We start from the raw sequence: 18933 nt of genomic DNA, 5'->3' as shown, positions 1-18933 counted from the left end.
CGTCACATCCCCCGGCCTGCGCGGATGCGGACCGGGACGGCCTTGTAGGAGGGCGTGCCGCTCTGCGGGTCCCGCGCGTAGAGCGGCACCAGCGGGTTGGCCTCGGGGTAGTAGGCCCCGCAGCACCCGTCGGGCAGGCGGTAGGGCACGACCTTGAAGCCCTCGACGACGCGGGAGACGCCGTCGGTCGAGAGGGTCTCGAGGGCGACCGCGTCGCCCGCCCGAAGGCCGCGCCGGCCCATCTCGGCCTCGTTGAGGAACACCACCATGCGCTGCCCGAACACGCCGCGGTAGCGGTCCGACAGGCTGTAGAGCGTCGTATTGTACTGGTCGTGGCTGCGCAGGGTGGTCAGCCACAGCGCCTCCGGGTCGTCCTGGTGGGGATCCTCCTCCAGGCCCTCGTAGACGGCGAACTCCGCCTTCCCGGAGGGCGTGGCCCAGATGCGCTCCCGCGCCAGGGAGGTCAGGTGGAAGCCGCCGCGGACGCGGATGCGGGCGTTGTAGCCCTGGAAGATCGGGAACACCGCCTCGATGGCGGTGCGGATGCGGTCGTAATCCGCCGTCAGGTGCTCCCACGGGATCGTGGACGCGGGCCCGAGCGTCGCCCGCGCGAGGCCGGCCACGATCGCGGTCTCGCTGCGCAGGTGCGCCGACGCGGGGGCGTTGCGGCCGGCTGAGGCGTGGACCATCGACATCGAATCCTCGACCGTGATCGATTGCGGCCCGGTCTCCTGCCGGTCGACCTCGCTGCGGGCGAGGCAGGGTAGGATGAAGGCCTGCCGGCCGTGGACGAGGTGGCCCCGGTTGAGCTTGGTCGAGATCGCGACCGTCAGGGCGAGGCCGCGCATGGCCCGGCGCGTCGCCTCCGTGTCGGGGGCCGCGGCCACGAAGTTGCCGCCGAGCGCCACGAAGGCCCGGGCCTGCCCGCTCCGCATCGCCTCGATGGCGGCCACGACGTCGTGCCCGTGGCGGCGCGGGGGCTCGAACCCGAAGGTGTCGCGCAGCCGGTCGAGGAAGGCGTCCGTGGGCTTCTCGGTGATGCCGACCGTGCGGTTGCCCTGGACGTTCGAGTGGCCGCGGACCGGGCAGATCCCGGCCCCGGGGCGCCCGATATTGCCGCGCAGGAGCGCGAGATTGGTCAGGAGCCGGACGTTCTCGGTCCCGCGCCGGTGCTGGACCAGGCCCATGCCGTAGACGAGAATGGCCTTGTCGGCCCGCAGGTAGGTGCCCGCGGCGGCGTCCAGCTCCGCCCGCGTCAGCCCCGACGCGCGCTCGATCGCCGGCCAGGGCGTGGCGCGCAGGTCGGCGGCCAGCGCCTCGAAGCCGGTCGTGTGCCCGGCGATGAAGTTCACGTCGAGGAGGCGCGCCGCGTCGGCGGCGGCGGCGGCATCGTCGCGCTCGATGCAGGCCTTCAGGAGGCCCTTGAGGGCGGCGGCGTCGCCGCCGACCCGGACCTGGTAGATCTGCGACGAGATCGGCGTGGATGTCAGCGACGCCATCTCGATCGGGTTCTGCGGCGCCTGGAAGCGCTCCAGGGCGCGCTCGCGCAGCGGGTTGAAGCTCAGGATCGCGGCACCCCGCCGGGACGCGTCGCGCAGCGACGTCATCATGCGCGGACTGTTGGTGCCCGGGTTCTGGCCGAAGATCAGGATCGCGTCCGCGGCGTCGAAATCCTCCAGCAGGACCGTACCCTTGCCGACGCCGATGCTCTGCGGCAGGCCGACGCTCGTCGCCTCGTGGCACATGTTCGAGCAGTCCGGGAAGTTGTTGGTCCCGAACGCGCGCGCGAAGAGCTGGAACAGGAAGGCGGCCTCGTTCGAGGCCCGGCCCGAGGTGTAGAACTCGACCTGGTCGGGGCTGTCGAGGCCGTCGAGGACCGCCGCGATCCGCCGGAACGCCTCGTCCCAGGCGACGGGCCGGTAGGTGTCGCTGGCCTCGTCGTAGGCGAGCGGGTGGGTGAGCCGCCCGAGCATCTCCAGGTCGTAGTCGCTCCAGGTCTCGAGCGCGGCGACCGTGAGCCCGGCGAGGCGCTCGGGCGTGCAGCGCTTGGCCGTCGCCTCCCAGGCCACGGCCTTGGCGCCGTTCTCGCAGAACTCGAAGGAGCTGGTGTGCTTCGGATCGGGCCAGGCGCAGCCGGGACAATCGAAGCCCTCGGGCTGGTTCATGCGCAGCAGCGTCGCGGCGCCGGCCGCCGGGATGCCCTGCTCGACCAGAGCCTTCCCGGTTGCCTCGAGTGCCCCCCAACCGCCGGCCGGACTTGTGTAGGGTCGTATATGGGGCTTCGACACGAGTGACCCTCCTCTCCGGCGAAGACGACCATGCTCTCGGTTGGTGTTATGGCCAAGTTATACGTATGTATGACGGCCTATACTGAGGAATCCGCGCGCGTGGCCGTGCGCCGGGGAACGTCCGGCCGTCCCTGGGGCGCGTGGGGCCGCCGCGCCCTCGCGGGCGTCTTGCGGGCGGGCGCCGCCCGGCCCGCCGTGGACATGCGCCGTCGCCGTCGTGCCGGCCGCCCGGTGGAGGCCGGCGGGCCATCACCGTGTTGCCCCGGAGCGGGCGCAGCCATCAGCTGGTCGGACGGGGCGGCGGCACGCCCCGGTCCCGGGGGTGCGGCTGTGGGCGGCCGGGCCGCGGCGCACCCGCTTCCCGTCGCCCTCCCCCGGCGGGCCCGGCTACGGCTTCCGCTCGCGGGGCGTGACGGCGCGCCGGTCGACGCGGCCGTCGCGCAGGATCGCCAGCGCCACCGGGCGGTCGACGCGGCCGGCGTCGAGGAGCCGGATCAGGTCGTCGGCCCCGTCGACCGCGTGGCCGTCGAGGGCGACGATGATGTCCCCGACCCTCAGGCCGCCGAGCGCGGCCGGGCCGCCCGGCTCGACCTCGCCGATCCGGACCGCGCGCGGCCCCGCGCCGGCGGCGACGGCCAGGCGGCGCGGCAGCGGCATGGTCTGGGCGGTGATCCCGAGATGGGCGCGGCGGACCCGCCCGTGCGTGAGGAACGCCCCGATCACGAACCGGGCCGTGTTGCTGGAGACGGCGAAGCACAGCACCTGCGCGCCCCCGATCATCGCCGTGTTGATCCCCACGACCTCGCCGGAGGCCGAGACCAGGGGTCCGCCGGAATTGCCGGGGTTCAGCGCCGCGTCGGTCTGGATCACGTCCTCGATCAGCCGCCCGTTGCGGCCCCGCAGGGACCGGCCGAGCGCCGAGACGACCCCGGCCGTGACCGTCGATTCGAACCCGAGCGGGTTCCCGATCGCCACGACGAGGTGGCCGCGGCGCAGCGACTTCGAATCGCCGAGCGCCGCCGCGCGCCCCCCCCCCGGCAGGGCCGCGCGCAGCAGGGCGAGGTCGGTGTCGAGGTCGTCCCCCAGGACCTGGGCCTCGGTGTCGGTCCCGTCGGTCAGGGCGACGCGCACGCGACGGGCGCCCGAGACGACGTGGCTGTTGGTCAGGATCAACCCGTCGCCCGCGATGACAACGCCCGAGCCGAAGCCGCCCCGGCGCCCTCCCGCGCGGGTCTCGACCCGGACCACGGCGGGCCCGACGAGGTCGGCGGCCTGCGCGACCACGCGCGAGTAGGCGTCGAGGGGGGATTCCGGCGCGGTCGAGCCGGGATGGGCGTGTCGGGCGTCGTCGCGGGTGGTGTCGGACATGGCGGCCTCGCTGTCGGGCCGCGATGTGGGGATCGCGCGGCCGTCGCGCCGCCTGCCCGGATGGCTAGGCCGCCTGCCCGCACCGCCGGCGCGGCCGCGTCCGCCGCGGGGCGGCGCGCTACTCGACCAGCGCGCCGTACAGCAGGTTCTTGAACAGGAACCGCGTCTTCTGGCGGGTGCTGGGTCCGGCCGCGAGGAAGACGCCCACGATCCGCTCGGCACGGTCCACCGTGAAGCTCGTGCCGCCGGCCCCGGCCCACATGGCGTCGCCCTTCGAGCCCGGGATCCACGCGCCGCCCTCGTCGAGCCTGACGCCCCAGCCGAGGCCGAAGCCGTAGCCCGGGCCCGTGGTCGGGGACGGCGAGCCCTCCAGGCCCTGGATGTGGTTGGACAGCATGAACGCCACGGATTCCCGGGACAGGATGCGCACCCCGTCGAGCTCCCCGCCGTTCGCGACCATCTGGGCGAAGCGGAAATAGTCCCTGGCGCCGATCACCGCGCCTGCGCCGCCGTGGACGTAGCGCCTGCCGGGGTCCTGCTCGCTGCGGGCCAGCCGCCAGAGATCGGCCTTGAGCGGGTCGGCGTCGTACGCGTCAGCGAAGCGGGAGGCCTGGTCCGGCCGCAGCTGGAAGCTCGTCTCGTTCATGCCGAGGGGCTTGAACAGGGTCTCGGCCAGGTGGACGTCGAGGCGCCGGCCCGCGACCTTCTCGACCACGAGGCCGAGCACGTCGGTCGCCACCGAGTATTCCCAGCGCGTGCCGGGCTCGTACGCGAGGGGGATCGCGGCGAGGCGCTTGATGAACTCCTCGTTCGAGACGTCCGTGTTGAGGCTCTCGACGTCGGCCTTCTCGTAGGCCTCCTTCATCTCCGGGAAGGGCGCCGTGCCCGAGTAGGTGAAGCCCGCGGTGTGGCGGAACAGGTCCCAGACCAGGATCGGTCGCTTGGCCGGGACGGCGACGCGGCTCGTGCGCCCGCGCTCGTCGCGCACCTCGGCGTAGACCTTCATCTCCTTGAACTCGGGGAAGTACTGCGCGAGCGGGTCGCGCAGGCTGAGCCTGCCCTGCTCCATGAGGGCGACCGCGGCCACGGCCACGAACGGCTTCGTCATGGAGAAGCCGCGGAACACGGCGTCGCGGGTCATCGGCTTCGTCCTGGCCGAGTCGAGGAAGCCGTGGGCCTCGAAATGCACGATCTTGCCGTTGCGGGCGATCAGCGTCACCGCGCCCGGGATCGTGCCCTGCTCGATCTCCTGCTTCAGCACGGGCGCGATGCGCGCCAGCCGCTCGGTCGACAACCCCTCCTGGACCGGCGTCTCGTCGGCCGCGAGGGCGAGCCCGGTGCCGAGCACGCCCGCGAGTGAGAGCCACGCCACGCGCTTCGCGTTCCGCATCGTCGATGTCCTCCCGTTTCGCGCAGCATAGGCATCGGCGCGCCGCAGGGCCAGGACCTCGCCGACCCTCGCGCCGGACCGGTGTCGACCCCGGGGGGGAAGCGTCCTAGGCCGGTCCCGACGCGGGCCGGCACAGCGTCCCGACGGCGTAGCGGGTCGCGCAGCCGGGTCCCGGCCAGGCCAGGGCCTCGTCGAAGTGGCGGCAGAGCGAGGCGCGGTCGACCCGCACCGCCTCGTTGGCGTCGTCCGCGCGTCCGGCCTGCGGATCGAAGTAGCCGGGGCGCAGGCACACGGCGGGATGGCCCGTCTGATCGGCGAAGGCCCGCACCAGGGCCTCTCCGGCGAGCTTCGAGGCCGCGTACCAGGTCATGCGGTCCGACAGGCCCCAGGCCGGCGCGTCGGCCCAGATCGAGCTCGCGAAGATCAGCCGCCGCACGCCGGCCCGCAGGCAGGCGCCCACGACCGTCAGGGTCGCCACGGTGTTGTCGTGGCCGCCGCGCTCGAACGGCGAGCCGGGATCCGGATCGGCCGCCAGGTGCACCACGGTCTCGGCCCCCGCGAAGGCCGGCCCGCAGGCCTCGGGTCCGTGCAGGAGATCGACGATGCGCTCGGCGCCGTGGCGGTCGAGCCCGATCACGGCGCGCTCGCGCCAGTGCTCCCGCAGCGTGCGGCCCATGCGGCCGGCGGCGCCCGTGATCAGGATCGTGCCCGTCACGGGACCTCGTCTCCGGAGCGCGGCGCCGCGCGCGCGGGCCGCATCGGCTGCACCCGTGCGGTCATCCGATCGCCACCACCACCCCCTCGTGGGGCGCGAGCGCGAGTCCCGGCCCCTCCGCGCCCGCGCCGTTCGCCTCCGTACGGCTCGAGAGCAGGAGCCGCCCCGCCCGCGTGAGGGGGGGCGTCGCGGTCCGGGCGCTGAAGTTCAGGGCGACGAGCAGGCGCCGCCCGGCGTGCGTGCGCTCGTAGGCGAGGACCGCCTCGTCCGCCTCCACGATCGCGACGGCCCCCGCCGACAGGGCGGGCTCGCCGCGGCGCAGGCGCAGGAGCGCGCGGTAGAGGGAGAGCAGCGAGCCCGGATCCGCCGCCTGGGCCGCGACGGTCAGGCCCGGATCCGCGGGCCCGAGCGGCAGCCACGGCTCGCCCTCGGTGAAGCCGCCGCCCGGGCCCGGAGCCCACGGCATCGGGGTCCGCACCGGGTCCCGGCCGAGCCCGAGACCGGGCACGTTCCGCTCCCAGGGATCCTGCACGCGGTCCGGCGGGATCGGCACGTCGCGCATGCCGATCTCCTCGCCCTGGTAGAGGGTGGGCGTCCCGCGCAGCGTCAGCAGCAGCATCGCGGCGACGCGCGCCTGCTCGGCGCCGAGGCGACTGACGAGGCGGGAGCGATCGTGGTTCCCCAGCACCCAGTTCGGCCAGCCGCCGGGAGGCAGCGCGGCCTCGTAGGCTCGCACCAAGGCCGCGATGGCGGCGGGCGTCCAGGGCGTCGAGAGCAGGTGGAAGTTGAACGGCAGGTGGAAGCCGGAGAGATCCCTGCCGTAATAGGCCATCAGCCGGTCGATGGGCAGGTACGCCTCCCCGATCAGCACGCGGCCGTCGTAGGCGTCGGCCACGCGCCGCATCGCGGCGATCGCGTCGTGCACCTCGGGCTGGTCCATGGTGTGGGCGCGGATGACGGCGCGGGCCGGCGACTGGCCGGTGCGCCAGGCCGGATCGGGCGGGTTGTCCCGCAGCGCCTCGTCCTCGATCAGGTGGTGGATGGCGTCGACGCGCATGCCGTCCACGCCGCGGTCGAACCAGAAGCGCAGCACGTCCAGCATGGCGTCGCGCACCTCCGGATGCCGCCAGTTCAGGTCGGGCTGCTCCCTCAGGTAGGCGTGGTAGTAGTACTGCCCGGTGGGCTCGTCGAAGGTCCAGGCGGGCCCGCCGAACTCGCTCAGCCAGTTGCTGGGCGGCCCGCCGCCGGGCCCCGGGTCGCGCCAGACGTACCAGTCCCGCTTCGGGCTGCTGCGGCTGGACCGGCTCTCGACGAACCAGGGGTGCCGGTCCGAGCTGTGGTTCGGGACGTAGTCGAGGATGATCCGCAGGCCCCGCGCGTGGGCGGCCGCGATCAGGCGGTCGAGATCGTCCAGGGTGCCGAAACGCGGGTCGACGCCCCGGTAGTCGGAGACGTCGTAGCCGAAATCCGCCATGGGCGACGGGTAGATCGGCGAGATCCAGACCGCCTCGACGCCGAGCGCGACGAGATGATCGAGCCGCGCGAGGATGCCCGGCAGGTCGCCGATCCCGTCCCCGTTCGAGTCCTGGAACGAGCGCGGGTAGATCTGGTAGATGACGCCCGTCTGCCACCAGGCTGGATCGCCCGCGTCCATTCGGCCTCGCATCGTCGCGTCGGGGCTGCGGCGCGCGGGACGCCGGGCGCCCCCACGGAGCGCGCCGTCCGCGCTGCCGGGGGAACTCGCGGCACGGCACTCGGGTTCGGCCCGGCGGGGAGGCGCTGATCCCCGGCCGCGCCCGCGGCAGTGGCACCGTGTCCCGATCCGGGCCATGATCGCCCCGGCACACGGAGCCTCGGCGATGCGCACGAAGCCAGTCCTGACGATCGAGGATGCGCGCCGCATCATGGCGGCGGCCCGGCTCGAGGCGGAGCGGCGCCGTCTCGAGGTCAGCATCGCCGTGGTGGACGAGGCCGGCGTCCTGATCCTGCTCGAGCGGCTCGACGGGGCACGGCTGCACACGCCGGATGCCGCGACACTCAAGGCCCGCACCGCCGCGATCGTCCGGACCGCGACGGCGGACCTCCAGGACCAGGTCGGCGCGAACCCGGCCCTGCTCTCCTTCCCCGGGCGGATGCCGCTGAGCGGAGGCGTGCCGCTGACGGCGCACGGGCACGTGGTCGGCGGCGTGGGGTCCTCGGGCGCCCAGCCGGACGAGGACGAGGCGGTGTGCCGGGCGGCAACGGCCGCGCTCGCCGCCCTGCCGGCGGAGGAGCGCACGGTCGGCGGCGCCGGGGCGTAGCCCTCCGGGTGCCGTTGCGTAGCCCCCCGGGCGCCCGGCGGCGGGGGCCGGCGCGGCACCGCCCGCCCGTGGGCGATCGATCGCGCAGGGCGTCGGCGGCCTAAGGGCATCGGCAGGTTGTACGGCCGGGACGCGCCGTCGCGGATCGCGGCCGGCGCGATGGCGGCCGCGGGGGCGCCTCGCCCGGGTCGACGTTCACGGCCGCCGGCCCGCGGCGGCCAGCCACTCGTCGAAGCGGACCGCCCCGAGCCGCGGGCGGTCGCCGGGCGTCAGGGACCGGTCGTCCAGCTCCGTCCCGAAGTAGCGCGCGCGGACATCCGCGATCACCTCGCGCGGCTGCCCACGCGCCGCCAGGTAGCGCCGGGCGAGCACGTCGAGCGGGATGCGCTCGGGCCCGGCCACCTCCACGCTCCCGTTCAGCGGCGCGCCCACCGCGAGGTCGGCCAGCACGGCGGCCACGTCGTCGGAGGCGACAGGCTGGAGAAGGGCCGGGGAGAGGCGCAGCGGACCGCTTTCCGCACTCGCCCGGACGATGCCGTCGACGAACTCGAAGAACTGCGTCGCCCGCAGGATCGTGTAGGGGATGCCGGACGCCGCGATCAGGGTCTCCTGGGCGGACTTGGCGCGCAGATACCCGCTGTCGGGCAGGCGGCCTGTGCCCACGACCGAGAGCGCGACGTGGTGGCTCACGCCGGCGGCCGCCTCGGCGGCGAGCAGGTTGCGGCCCGAGGTCTCGAAGAACGCCAGGACGGCCGCGTCCTCGAACGAGGGCGCGTTGGCGACGTCGACGACGACCCGGGCACCGGCGAGCGCGCCCACGAGCCCCTCCCGCGTGACGGTGTTCACGCCCGTGCTCGGCGAGGCCGCCAGCACCTCGTGCCCCGCGCGGCGAAGCCTGGCGACGACGTTGGTGCCGATGAGCCCGCTGCCGCCGATGACCACGATCTTCATGTCTCTCTCCTTGCCGCCGACCCCGATCGCGCCGATCGGGATCGCGTGCCGGGAGGATGGCGGAGGATCCGCCGGAAGACCTCGTCGGACCCCTGGAATTCGCCTGGATTCTCCTTGGCTCCGCGTCCAGGCCGGGGCGGCCGCGTGCCCGGGAAGGGCCGGCGTGCTATTCCGGGGGGCCGGCCCGCGGACCGGGAGCGTCAAGGAGCGCCGCCGTGCCCTATCAGTTCGGAGGCCATGTGCTGGACCCCGACCGGCGGGAGCTGAGGCGCGGATCGGAGGTGATCCACGTCGGCCCGCAGGTCTTCGACCTCCTGACCCACCTCGTGCGCCATCGCGAGCGCGTGGTCAGCAAGGACGACCTCCTCGAGGCGGTCTGGGGCGGGCGGATCGTCTCCGAGTCGACCCTGACCAGCCACATCAACGCGGTGCGCCGGGCCCTCGGCGACAGCGGCGAGGAGCAGCGCCTGGTCAGGACGATCGCCCGCAAGGGCTTCCGCTTCGTCGCCGAGGTCACGCAGACGCCGGCCCGGCGCGATCTCGGCGCCCCGCAGCCCGCCCCGGAGGGAGCCGGCCGCGACGGCGCGCCGGCCCTCGCCCTTCCCGACAGACCCTCGGTGGCCGTGCTGCCGTTCCGCAACATGAGCGGCGACCCCGAGCAGGACTACTTCGCCGACGGCGTGGTCGAGGACATCATCACGGCGCTGTCGCGCCTGCGCTGGCTGTTCGTCATCGCGCGCGACTCGAGCTTCACCTACAGGGGCCGGGCCGTCGACGCGAGGCGGGTCGGCCGCGAGCTCGGCGTCGGCTACGTGCTGGAAGGCAGCGTCCGCAAGGCCGCGAACCGGGTCCGCATCACCGGGCAGCTCGTCGACGCGACGACGGGCGCGCACGTCTGGGCAGAACGCTTCGAGGGCACGCTCGACGACATTTTCGCGCTCCAGGACCAGGTCGCCGCGAGCGTCGTCGGCGCGATGGCGCCGCAGCTGGAGCGGGCCGAGATCGGGCGCGCGCAGCGCACGCCGACGCCGGACCTCAACGCCTACGACTGCTACCTGCGCGGCATCGCGCGCGTGCAGCAGGGCAGCCGGGAGGCGCTCGACGAGGCGGTGGCGTTCTTCGACCGCGCGATGGCGCTCGATCCGGAATTCGCGTCGGCCTACGCCATGGCGGCGTGGTGCTGCTTCTGGCGCAGGGTCAACCACTGGGGGAGCGGCGGCGCGCGCGAGGCGGCCGAGGGCGCGCGCCTGGCCCGTCGCGCGGTCGAGCTGGGCCGCGACGATGCCGTCGCGCTCGCACGGAGCGGCCACGCGCTCGCGCACCTGGCAGGAGACATCGACGGCGGCATCGCGCTCCTCGACAGGGCGCTCGTGCTCAGCCCGAACCTCGCGGCCGCCTGGTTCCTCGGCGGCTTCCTGCGGGCCTGGAACGGCGAGTCGGAGCGGGCGATCGCGCATTTCGCGCGCGCCATGCGCCTGAGCCCCCTCGACCCCGAGGCGTACCGGATGGAGGCCGGGCTGGCCCTGGCTCACCTGTTCGCCGGACGCTTCGATGCGGCCTCGTCGTGGGCCGAGCAGGCGTCCCGGAACCTGCCGAGCTTCGCGATGGCGGCCGGCCTCGTCGCGGCGAGCCACGGGCTGGCGGGCCGGCCGGAGCCGGCGCGCCGGGCGATGCGCGATCTGCGCCGGCTCGCACCTGCGCTGCGCATCGCCAAGATCGGGCAGTGGCTGCCGATCCGTCGCGCGGACGACCTCGCGCTCCTCGCGGAAGGGTTGCGCAGCGCCGGGCTGCCCGAGTGACGGGCCCGCCGCCGCGAGCGCAAGGCCGGAGCGCGGGCAGGCCGGCGACCGGCCGCCCACGGTGCCTCGCGGCGGCGGCATCCCCGCCCCGAGGAATCGTCACCCGAACGTGAAGGCGTAGGCGCGCGCGCCGGGATCGAGGAACCGGATCTCGAACGTGCGCGCGCCGGCCGCGCCCGCCTGGCGCACGAGCTGGTAGAGGCGGGGTTGCGTCACGACGCCGGTGCCGTCCGGCCCGCTGTCGGTCCCGTGATCCGCGCCCGGCGCCGCACCGTCGAGCGTGATCGTGAACCGGACCGGGCGTCCCTCCGGGCCGGGACCGAGCACGAGGTGGAGGTCCCGGGCCCGGAACCGGTAGGTGATCGCGCCGCCCGCGCGCTCGAGCGCGGCGTGCTCGGGCCGGATCGTCCAGGTGCCGGACAGCGACCATTCGTCGAGCCGCGGCCGGCCGGGCGTGTAGTCCCGCGCCGCGCCCGCCCCGAGCCCCTCCGGCGAGGCGAAGCGCTCCGCCTTCGCGGCGCCGAGATAGGTCTCGCCGGATTCAAGCCGCGCCGGGTCGGGGGCGATCTCCGCGCCTCGCGCCGGCGGCACCGTGGGGAGGGCGTCGGCGTCGGGCCGGCCCGCGGCCTCGGCGAGCAGGTCCTGGATCGCCGCCTCCGCCTGCGCGTAGCCGCCCTCGCCGAACTGGTGGTGCCGGATCCGCCCCTCGGCGTCGACGACGTAGAGGGCCGGCCAGTACGCGTTGCGGAGCGCGCGCCAGAGCCGGAAGTCGTTGTCGACCGCGACCGGGTACGGAAGCGCGAGCCGGCGCACGGCCTGCGCCACGTTGTCGACGTCCCGCTCGAAGGCGAATTCGGGCGCGTGGATGCCGATGACGGCGAGGCCGCGGTCACGGTAGCGCGCCTCCCAGGCCCGCACGTAGGGAATCGTCCGGATGCAGTTGATGCAGGAATAGGTCCAGACGTGGACGAGCAGGACCTTGCCCCGCAGCGTCCCGGCCGTCGGCGGATCGCCGTTCAGCCACTGCGAGGCGCCCGCCAGGCTCGGCAGCCGCCCCTCCACCGGCAGGCGGCTCCGCACGGGACGCTCCCCGGTCTCGGCGCGCGCGCCGCCGCCGTGCAGGCCGTCGAGAAGCCGCTCCTCGGCCGCCTGCGTGCCCGCCGCGGAGAACCGCGTCAGCACCGTCGCGTCGAAACCGACAGTCACGGCCGCGAGGGCCGCCAGCATGGCGGCCCCGAGGAGCTGGCGCAGCCGTTCGCCGAGGCCGAGGCGACGCCGCAGGGCGGCGACGACCGGCCCGCCGGCCAGAACCGCGCCCGCCAGGGCGGTCGCGGCGCCGGCCGCGTAGGCGGCGAGGAGCAGCGTCGTCTCCGGGCCGGGGCCGTTCAGGGCGGCGGCCGTCAGCACGAGGCCGAGGATCGGCCCGGCGCAGGGCGTCCACAGGAGCCCGGTCGCGGCGCCGAGGCAGAGCGAGGCCGCGACGCCGGGGGACGCGCCCCCGCCGAGGGACCGGGACACGGCCTCGCCGAGCCGCACCAGCGGCGCGTGGAGCCACGCTGCGGCCCGGCGCGACACCAGCGTGACCGCGAAGGCCGCGAGGAGGCACAGCGCCGCGAACCGGCCGGCCTCGCTCGCGCGAACCACCCAGCCGCCCCCCACGGCCGCCAGGGTCGCCACGGCGGCGAACGCCGCGACCATCCCGGCCAGCAGGGGCAGGGTGCTCGTCGCGAAGGGCCGGCCCGCCCGCGCGAACGCGAAGGGCAGGACCGGAAGGATGCAGGGGCTGAGGACGGTCAGCGCGCCCGCGAGGTAGACGATGAGGAACTGGGGCATGGCGGCTCCCTCTGCGGTGCCCGTCACCACGCCTCGTCATCGGGGCCCGCAGGTGTCCGGCGTGTGTGGCCTTGCGGCCCCTCCTGTATCCCTGCGTAGGGTGGGGCGGGGCCCGCCGGCCCTGCGGCGGCCCCCTCCCCCCGCAGGGCGGATCGGCCCCGGGGCGCCCGCGCGCCGCCCAGGCCGCGCGCCCGACGCGTACACTGCGTGACGAAGATCGCCTCGCGAACCCGTCCGGAGGGCGCTATCCGGCGGGCAACCCCGAGAGGACCGCCCCTGTGGACCACATCGACCACGTGCTGATCGTCGACGACGACCGGGAGATCCGCGACCTGGTCTCGGGCTACCTCCGGAAGAACGGCCTGCGGGTCACGGTGGCGGCCGACGGGCGGCAGATGCGGGCGTTCCTCGAGGCCGACCGGGTCGACCTCGTCGTGCTCGACGTCATGATGCCGGGGGACGACGGCCTCGTCCTCTGCCGGGAGCTGCGGGCCGGGCGGCACAAGGCGACGCCCGTCCTGATGCTGACCGCCCGCAGCGACGAGACCGACCGGATCGTCGGCCTGGAGATGGGCGCGGACGATTACCTCGTGAAGCCGTTCGCGGCGCGGGAGCTGCTCGCCCGCATCAAGGCCGTGCTCCGCCGGACCCGGATGCTGCCGCCCAACCTCCAGATCACCGAAATCGGCCAGCTCCTGGCCTTCGGCGCCTGGCGGCTCGACACGACCGCCCGCCACCTCGTCGACGAGACCGGAATTGTCGTGGCGCTCAGCGGGGCGGAGTACCGGCTGCTGCGGGTCTTCCTCGACCATCCCCGCCGCGTGCTGACGCGCGACCAGCTCCTCAACCTGACGCAGGGACGCGAGGCGGAGCTGTTCGACCGGTCGATCGACCTGCTCGTCAGCCGCCTGCGGCAGCGCCTGCGGGACGATGCCCGCGAGCCGGCCTACATCAAGACGGTCCGCAGCGAGGGCTACGTCCTCGCCCTGCCGGTCACGATCGTGCGGGCGCGCGAGGGATGAGGGCGCCCCGCCGCGTCCTCGCCCGGCCGCGCAGCCTGCGCGGCCGCGTCTTCCTGATCCTGGCCGCCGGCCTCCTCGCCGCGCACGCGCTGTCGTTCGCCGTGATGCTCCTCGAGCGCGACCTGTCGGCGCGCGCGGTCATGCTCACGACCCTCCAGCGCGACGTCGCCGTGGCGGTCGCGCTGCTCGACCGGGTGCCGGCCGCGGAGCGGGCGGGATGGCTGCCGCTTCTCGACCGGCCCACCTACCGGTTCGCGCTCGGGCCCGGGTCGGCGGGCGTGCCGGAGCTCTCGCCCCGCGCCGCGGCCATCGCGGGCGAGATCCGGGAGGCGCTGGCGCCGCGCTTCGGCGTCCGGGTCGAGACCGTCCCGGGAGGGCGCGAGCGGTTGCAGGGCCACGTCGTCCTGACGGACGGCGCCCCGGTGACGATCGACGTCCGGCCCGGCCTGAGGCCCCTCGCGTCCTGGCTCCCCGTCGTGCTGGTCGCCCAGCTCCTCCTGCTGCTCGGCTGCGTCGGCTTGGCGGTGCGGCTCGCGATCAGGCCGCTCGCGCGGTTCGCCGAGGCGGCGGACGCCCTCGAGCCGGGCCGGGTGCGGGCGCGCTTCGCCGAGGCCGGGCCGGACGAGGTCGCCCGGGCGGGCCGGGCCTTCAACGCCATGCAGGACCGGATCGCGCGGCACCTCGACGAGCGCGTCCGCATCCTGGCGGCGATCTCCCACGACCTCCAGACGCCGATCACCCGGATGAGGCTGCGCGTCGAGACCGGGGACGAGGACCCGGAGCGCGACCGGCTGCTGCACGACCTCGACGGGATCGAGGCGCTGGTCCGCGAGGGGATCGCCTACGCGCGCAGCGTCCACGGCGACGTCGAGCCGCCCGCCCGCATCGACCTGCGCGCCTTCGTCGAGAGCCTCGTCTTCGACTACCGGGATACGGGCCGGGACGTCGCCGCGCGCGCCCTGCCGGACGCGACCGTGGTGACCCGCCCGCGGGCGTTGCGGCGGATCCTCACCAACCTGGTCGACAACGCCCTCCGGTACGCCGGCCACGCCGAGATCGTCGTCGAGGCGCGGGAGGGCGGCCTCGCGCTCGCGGTCCGCGACCGGGGACCGGGCATCCCGGCCGACAAGCTCGACGCCGTGCTGCTCCCGTTCGTCCGGCTCGAGGAATCGCGCAGCCGCGAGACCGGGGGCACGGGCCTGGGCCTCGCCATCGCCCAGCAGCTCGCCTCCGCGATCGGCGGGACGCTGGCGCTGCGCAACCGCGAGGGGGGCGGCCTGGAGGCGACGGTCATGCTGCGCTGACGCGAGCCCGTGACCCGTGCGCGCCGGTCCCGCGCCCGTGCGCCTCCGTCGCGGCGCCCCCGCGAGGCTACATTGATTTACATCTTCGCGGCGCCGGCACACAATCGGGACAATCTGAGCTGGCTGTTTCCCGATCGTCACCATCGTGAAGGGGCGTGAGATGCCTGAGCAGATCGACCATGCGCGCCGGCAATGGGCCAGTTTCGCCGGCCTCGCCCTCGCGGCCGGCACGTTCGGCGCGAGCGGAGCGGCCCGGGCGCAATCCCCGGGGCCGGCGCCCGGCCGGCTTCCGGCCGACGCCGCGGGCAGCCATGCCGCCTTCGGCCCCCTGCGGCGGGTCGAGGCGGGCGACCTCAGCATCGCCTACGTGGAGGCCGGGCCGGCGACCGGAAGGACCGTCCTGCTGCTGCACGGCTGGCCCTACGACATCCACAGCTACGTCGACGTCGCGCCGGCGCTCGCCGCGGCGGGCTACCGCGTCCTGATCCCGTACCTGCGCGGCTACGGCGCCACGCGCTTCCTGTCGGACGCGACGCCGCGCAACGGCCAGCAGGCGGCCCTCGCCGTCGACGCCCTCGCGTTCCTGGACGCGCTCAAGGTCGAGACGGCGCTCGTCGCGGGCTACGATTGGGGCGCGCGGACCGCCTGCATCCTGGCCGCGCTCTGGCCGGAGCGCTGCCGGGGCCTCGTCTCCGTGAGCGGCTACCTGATCGGCAGCCAGAAGGCGAACGCCGAGCCCCTGCCGCCCCGGGCGGAGCTGCAATGGTGGTACCAGTTCTACTTCGCGACCGAGCGCGGCCGCGAAGGCTACCGCCGCCACACCCGCGAGTTCGTCCGGCTGATCTGGGAGCTCGCATCCCCGCGCTGGCACTTCGACGAGGCCACGTTCGGGCGCTCGGCCCCGGCCTTCGAGAACCCGGACCACGTCGCCGTCTCGATCCACAATTACCGCTGGCGCCTCGGCCTCGCGGACGGCGAGGCGCGCTATGGCGAGCTCGAGGCGAAGCTCGCCGCCTTCCCGGTCATCGCCGTGCCGGCGATCACCCTGGAGGGCGACGCCAACGGGGCGCCTCATCCCGACCCGGCCGCCTACGCCAAGAAATTTTCCGGCCGCTACGCGCACCGGCTGATCACCGGCGGCATCGGCCACAACCTTCCGCAGGAGGCTCCGCAGGCGTTCGCGCAGGCGGTGGTCGACGTCGATGCGCTTTGAGCCCGCGCTCCGGGGCGCTGCGCTGCTCCTGCTCGCCGCGGGGGCCCCGGCCCTGCTCGCCGCGGCCTCGCGCGCGGGGGCGGAGGCCGGGCGCGCGGGAGCGAAAACCCCGCTCGCGGGAGCGGAGGCCGGGCGATCCGCCTCGCCGCTCTTCGGCGTCACGATCCCGGACGGCTACCGCGCCTGGCCGCTCGTCGCGCCCTCCCTCGAGGGCGAGCCCCTGAACGAACTGCGGGCGATCGTCGGCAACGACCTCGCGGTGCGGGCCTCCGAGAGCGGAACGCTCCCCTTCCCGGACGGGGCCGTCCTGGTGAAGCTCGCCTGGCGGCACGTCCCGTCGCCCGACTTCGAGGCGGCCACGATCCCGGGCCGCTCGACGACCGTGCAGGTCATGGTCAAGGACGCCAGGCGCTTCCCCGAGACAGGGGGATGGGGCTTCGGCCGCTTCGTCGACGGGGTGGCGGTGGACGAGGCGCAGCACCGGACCTGCTTTGCCTGCCACGAGGCCCGCGTGAAGGACCGCGACTTCGTCTTCACCCGCTACGCCCGGTGACGGGGCCGCCCGGCGCTGCCCGCGCGCGGCGTCCCCCTGGCCGCGCCCGGGCGACGCGCTCCGGGCCGGTGCCTGGAACGCGGCGCCGGGCGCTCGAGGGGTTCCGGTTCCCTCGCGCCGGGCGTCCGCTCAGGGCCGGCTTCGGCCGAACGGCCCGCCGCGCAGCAGGAGGGCGGCCGTCGCCGCGAGGCCCGCCGCGACCACCCCGGCCGTCGCCAGCGGGTGCAGCGTCGCCCGCGTGTAGGCGCTCGTGCGCATGACGTAGACCGGCGGGTCGCCCCGCTCCCGGCCCGCCGCCCGCGGGGCGTGCAGGGCGCCTTCGGGCGCCGTGGGCGGCTCCGGCCGCTTCTGCAGCGCGATGATGGCCCGCGCCAGGTGGTCGTAGGCGCCCGGCGCGAATTCCTTGCCCATCACGAACAGCTTGCCGCCGCCGCCCACGATGATGTCGCGCTGCGGGTGCACGGCCGCGTGCAGGATGGCGTTGGCCACCTCCTCGGGCGGGTAGATCGGGGGCGGCAGGGTCGGCTGGCAATCCATGTAGTTGCGCGCCCGGTCCGGCAGCGGCGTGTCGATGGAGGCGGGTTTCACCAGCGTGACGGAGACCGGTGCGTCCTCGGCGATCAGCTCCATGCGCAGCGTGTCGGTGAACCCCTTCACGGCGTGCTTCGAGGTGGCGTAGAGCCCCTGGAACGGGAAGGCGAGGTCCGAGGCGATGCTGCCGACGTTGATCAGCGCCCCGCCGCGCGCGCGCAGGTGCTCGGCCGCCACCAGCGAGCCGTTCACGGTGCCCCACAGGTTGGTCCGGATCAGGCGCTCGTGGTCCTCCTGGGCGATCTCGCGCAGCGGCCCGTAGACGGTCAGGCCGGCGACGTTGACCCAGGTGTCGAAGCCCCCGAACGCGGCGAGGGCCGCATCGGCGACGGCCTGCACGTCCTCGCGCCGGCCGACATCGGCCGTGACCGCGACGGCACGGCCGGTGCCGATCTCCTCGGCGAGGCGGGCGAGCACGTCCCCGCTCCGCGCGGCGAGGACGACCCGGGCTCCCCGTTCGGCCGCCATGCGGGCGGTGGCGAGGCCGATGCCGCTCGAGGCTCCCGTGATCACGATGACCTGCTCGCGCAGGGGCTTGTGCCTCATGTCCCGCTCGCTCCTCGTCGGGCCGGCGCCGGTGGCGTGCGGCCGCGGGGGCTACGCGCGAGGCGTGGATGCGTTGCAGGACCCCTTCGCCTGCGCGGTTTTCACGCGTCCGGCACCGGGCGCCGCTGCCCCGCGGCTGCGACGGCCGGCGCCGCCGCGCCGATGCGTTCGATCTACGCGCTCCGGCGGGCGCCGCAGGCGCGGGATTCGCCAGGGTAAAGGGCCTGGCAGCGCGCCTCTTCCTGCGCGCAGGCGCCCGGCGGCGGGATGCGCGCGGAGGGTCGCGGTGTGCGGGGTGGCGGGTGATCTCCGGCGATCCCTCCGGGAAGCCGTGCACCTGGACGAGCCTGCGGCCGGTGCCGGGATCACTGCGCGTGCAGTCGCGCCGCCCGGGCAAGCCGGGCTCGCCCCACCACGCCGGCGCCTCGGATCGACCTCACCCGCGCCCGGCACGCACCGGAGGAACGTCGAGCCGGTAGCCCCTGAGGCGAGCGACTGGCGCGAGGAGCGCGAACAATGCCCTCTGGAACCAGATCGGAAGCGCTGCGGTGTAGCCGTGCCCGGCATAGGCGTGCAGCGCCAGGGCGCGCAGGACGAGGGGCGGCTCGCCACGCGGGTCGTAGCGCTCCGGGTGCCGTTCCGCGCCCAGCGCCATGTTGAGGAAGAAGCGAAGGTACTGGTGGCCGGGTGTGAAGCGGCAGGTGAACAGCGTCTCGCCGTCGTGGCCGTTCCGGACGTGGTGGGGCACGCCGCGCCTGACGAGGAAACCTTGCCCCGGCTCCAGGGTTCGACGGACGCCGTCGATCGAGAGAATGAGCTTGCCCTCCCGCACGGTGAACGCTTCATCGGCGTAGGGGTGGACGTGGTGCATGCCCGTTCCGGTCAGCATCCCGCCCCGCGCGAGGTGGACGTCGAACTGGGCGAACTCCGGTACCTCGTCGACCTGGGTGAAGACGAACGTCTCGCCGTTGAAGGGATTCGTCACTCGTCCACCTTGCGAGATCGGGAGCGCGTCTCTCGCCATGCTGCCCACTCCTCCACGCGAGAAGCCGCACAACTT

Annotated in this window: 15 protein-coding genes; 6 read left to right on the top strand and 9 right to left on the bottom strand. The window is 74.8% G+C overall.

Features of this window, described 5'->3' with window-relative positions:
* Nucleotides 1–2: 2 nt before the first annotated feature.
* The 5 genes from DT057_RS07775 to DT057_RS07755 form a co-directional block, all read right to left on the bottom strand.
* Nucleotides 3–2288, bottom strand: coding sequence for an FdhF/YdeP family oxidoreductase (locus DT057_RS07775; RefSeq protein ID WP_128561509.1), 2286 nt, complete (start codon nt 2286–2288; stop codon nt 3–5).
* 387 nt (nt 2289–2675) lie between these two features.
* On the bottom strand, nt 2676–3656 hold the full coding sequence (locus DT057_RS07770) for a S1C family serine protease (RefSeq protein WP_128561508.1): 981 nt from the start codon (nt 3654–3656) through the stop codon (nt 2676–2678).
* Nucleotides 3657–3774: 118 nt separating this feature from the next.
* A complete protein-coding gene (locus tag DT057_RS07765; protein WP_128561507.1) occupies nt 3775–5046 on the bottom strand; it encodes a serine hydrolase domain-containing protein in 1272 nt (423 codons plus the stop codon).
* Between the two features lie 106 nt (nt 5047–5152).
* Nucleotides 5153–5761 (bottom strand): NAD-dependent epimerase/dehydratase family protein, encoded by a 609-nt coding sequence (locus DT057_RS07760; protein WP_128561506.1) that lies wholly within the window; start codon nt 5759–5761, stop codon nt 5153–5155.
* A gap of 61 nt (nt 5762–5822) precedes the next feature.
* Nucleotides 5823–7415, bottom strand: a complete 1593-nt coding sequence (locus DT057_RS07755) for an alpha-amylase family glycosyl hydrolase (RefSeq protein ID WP_128561505.1) — start codon at nt 7413–7415, stop codon at nt 5823–5825.
* Nucleotides 7416–7620: 205 nt separating this feature from the next.
* Between DT057_RS07755 and DT057_RS07750 the strand changes: the two genes are divergently transcribed.
* The gene (locus tag DT057_RS07750) at nt 7621–8061 is read left to right on the top strand and encodes a GlcG/HbpS family heme-binding protein (RefSeq protein WP_128561504.1); all 441 of its coding nucleotides are present in this window, start codon (nt 7621–7623) and stop codon (nt 8059–8061) included.
* 195 nt (nt 8062–8256) lie between these two features.
* Here the strand turns inward: DT057_RS07750 and DT057_RS07745 are convergent, their stop codons facing one another.
* A complete protein-coding gene (locus tag DT057_RS07745) occupies nt 8257–9012 on the bottom strand; it encodes an SDR family oxidoreductase (protein WP_128561503.1) in 756 nt (251 codons plus the stop codon).
* Between the two features lie 215 nt (nt 9013–9227).
* Between DT057_RS07745 and DT057_RS07740 the strand changes: the two genes are divergently transcribed.
* Nucleotides 9228–10811, top strand: coding sequence for a winged helix-turn-helix domain-containing tetratricopeptide repeat protein (locus DT057_RS07740; protein ID WP_162501351.1), 1584 nt, complete (start codon nt 9228–9230; stop codon nt 10809–10811).
* 99 nt (nt 10812–10910) lie between these two features.
* Here the strand turns inward: DT057_RS07740 and DT057_RS07735 are convergent, their stop codons facing one another.
* The gene (locus tag DT057_RS07735) at nt 10911–12644 is read right to left on the bottom strand and encodes a cytochrome c biogenesis protein DipZ (RefSeq protein WP_128561501.1); all 1734 of its coding nucleotides are present in this window, start codon (nt 12642–12644) and stop codon (nt 10911–10913) included.
* A gap of 278 nt (nt 12645–12922) precedes the next feature.
* On the opposite strand from DT057_RS07735, the gene DT057_RS07730 reads away from it, so the two are divergent.
* The 4 genes from DT057_RS07730 to DT057_RS07715 all read left to right on the top strand — a co-directional run bounded on the left by DT057_RS07730 (nt 12923) and on the right by DT057_RS07715 (nt 16736).
* Complete coding sequence (locus DT057_RS07730) at nt 12923–13666, top strand: response regulator (RefSeq protein ID WP_128561500.1); 744 nt, start codon at nt 12923–12925, stop codon at nt 13664–13666.
* On the top strand, nt 13663–14970 hold the full coding sequence (locus DT057_RS07725) for a sensor histidine kinase (RefSeq protein ID WP_128561499.1): 1308 nt from the start codon (nt 13663–13665) through the stop codon (nt 14968–14970). The genes DT057_RS07730 and DT057_RS07725 overlap by 4 nt, the downstream gene beginning before the upstream one ends.
* Before the next feature lie 160 nt (nt 14971–15130).
* Nucleotides 15131–16183 carry an alpha/beta fold hydrolase gene (locus DT057_RS07720; protein ID WP_128561498.1) on the top strand — a complete coding sequence of 351 codons (1053 nt, stop codon included), beginning with the start codon at nt 15131–15133 and terminating at the stop codon, nt 16181–16183.
* The gene (locus DT057_RS07715; RefSeq protein ID WP_128561497.1) at nt 16173–16736 is read left to right on the top strand and encodes a cytochrome P460 family protein; all 564 of its coding nucleotides are present in this window, start codon (nt 16173–16175) and stop codon (nt 16734–16736) included. The genes DT057_RS07720 and DT057_RS07715 overlap by 11 nt, the downstream gene beginning before the upstream one ends.
* Before the next feature lie 129 nt (nt 16737–16865).
* Here the strand turns inward: DT057_RS07715 and DT057_RS07710 are convergent, their stop codons facing one another.
* Together DT057_RS07710 and DT057_RS07705 are read right to left on the bottom strand one after the other, a co-directional pair.
* A complete protein-coding gene (locus DT057_RS07710; RefSeq protein WP_128561496.1) occupies nt 16866–17873 on the bottom strand; it encodes an SDR family oxidoreductase in 1008 nt (335 codons plus the stop codon).
* A gap of 436 nt (nt 17874–18309) precedes the next feature.
* Nucleotides 18310–18897, bottom strand: a complete 588-nt coding sequence (locus tag DT057_RS07705; RefSeq protein ID WP_128561495.1) for a cupin domain-containing protein — start codon at nt 18895–18897, stop codon at nt 18310–18312.
* Nucleotides 18898–18933: the final 36 nt, after the last annotated feature.

The organism is Methylobacterium crusticola, from assembly GCF_003574465.1.
Lineage (GTDB): Bacteria > Pseudomonadota > Alphaproteobacteria > Rhizobiales > Beijerinckiaceae > Methylobacterium > Methylobacterium crusticola.
Note: the sequence above shows the minus strand (reverse complement) of the source record. Positions and strands in the feature narration are given on the sequence as shown.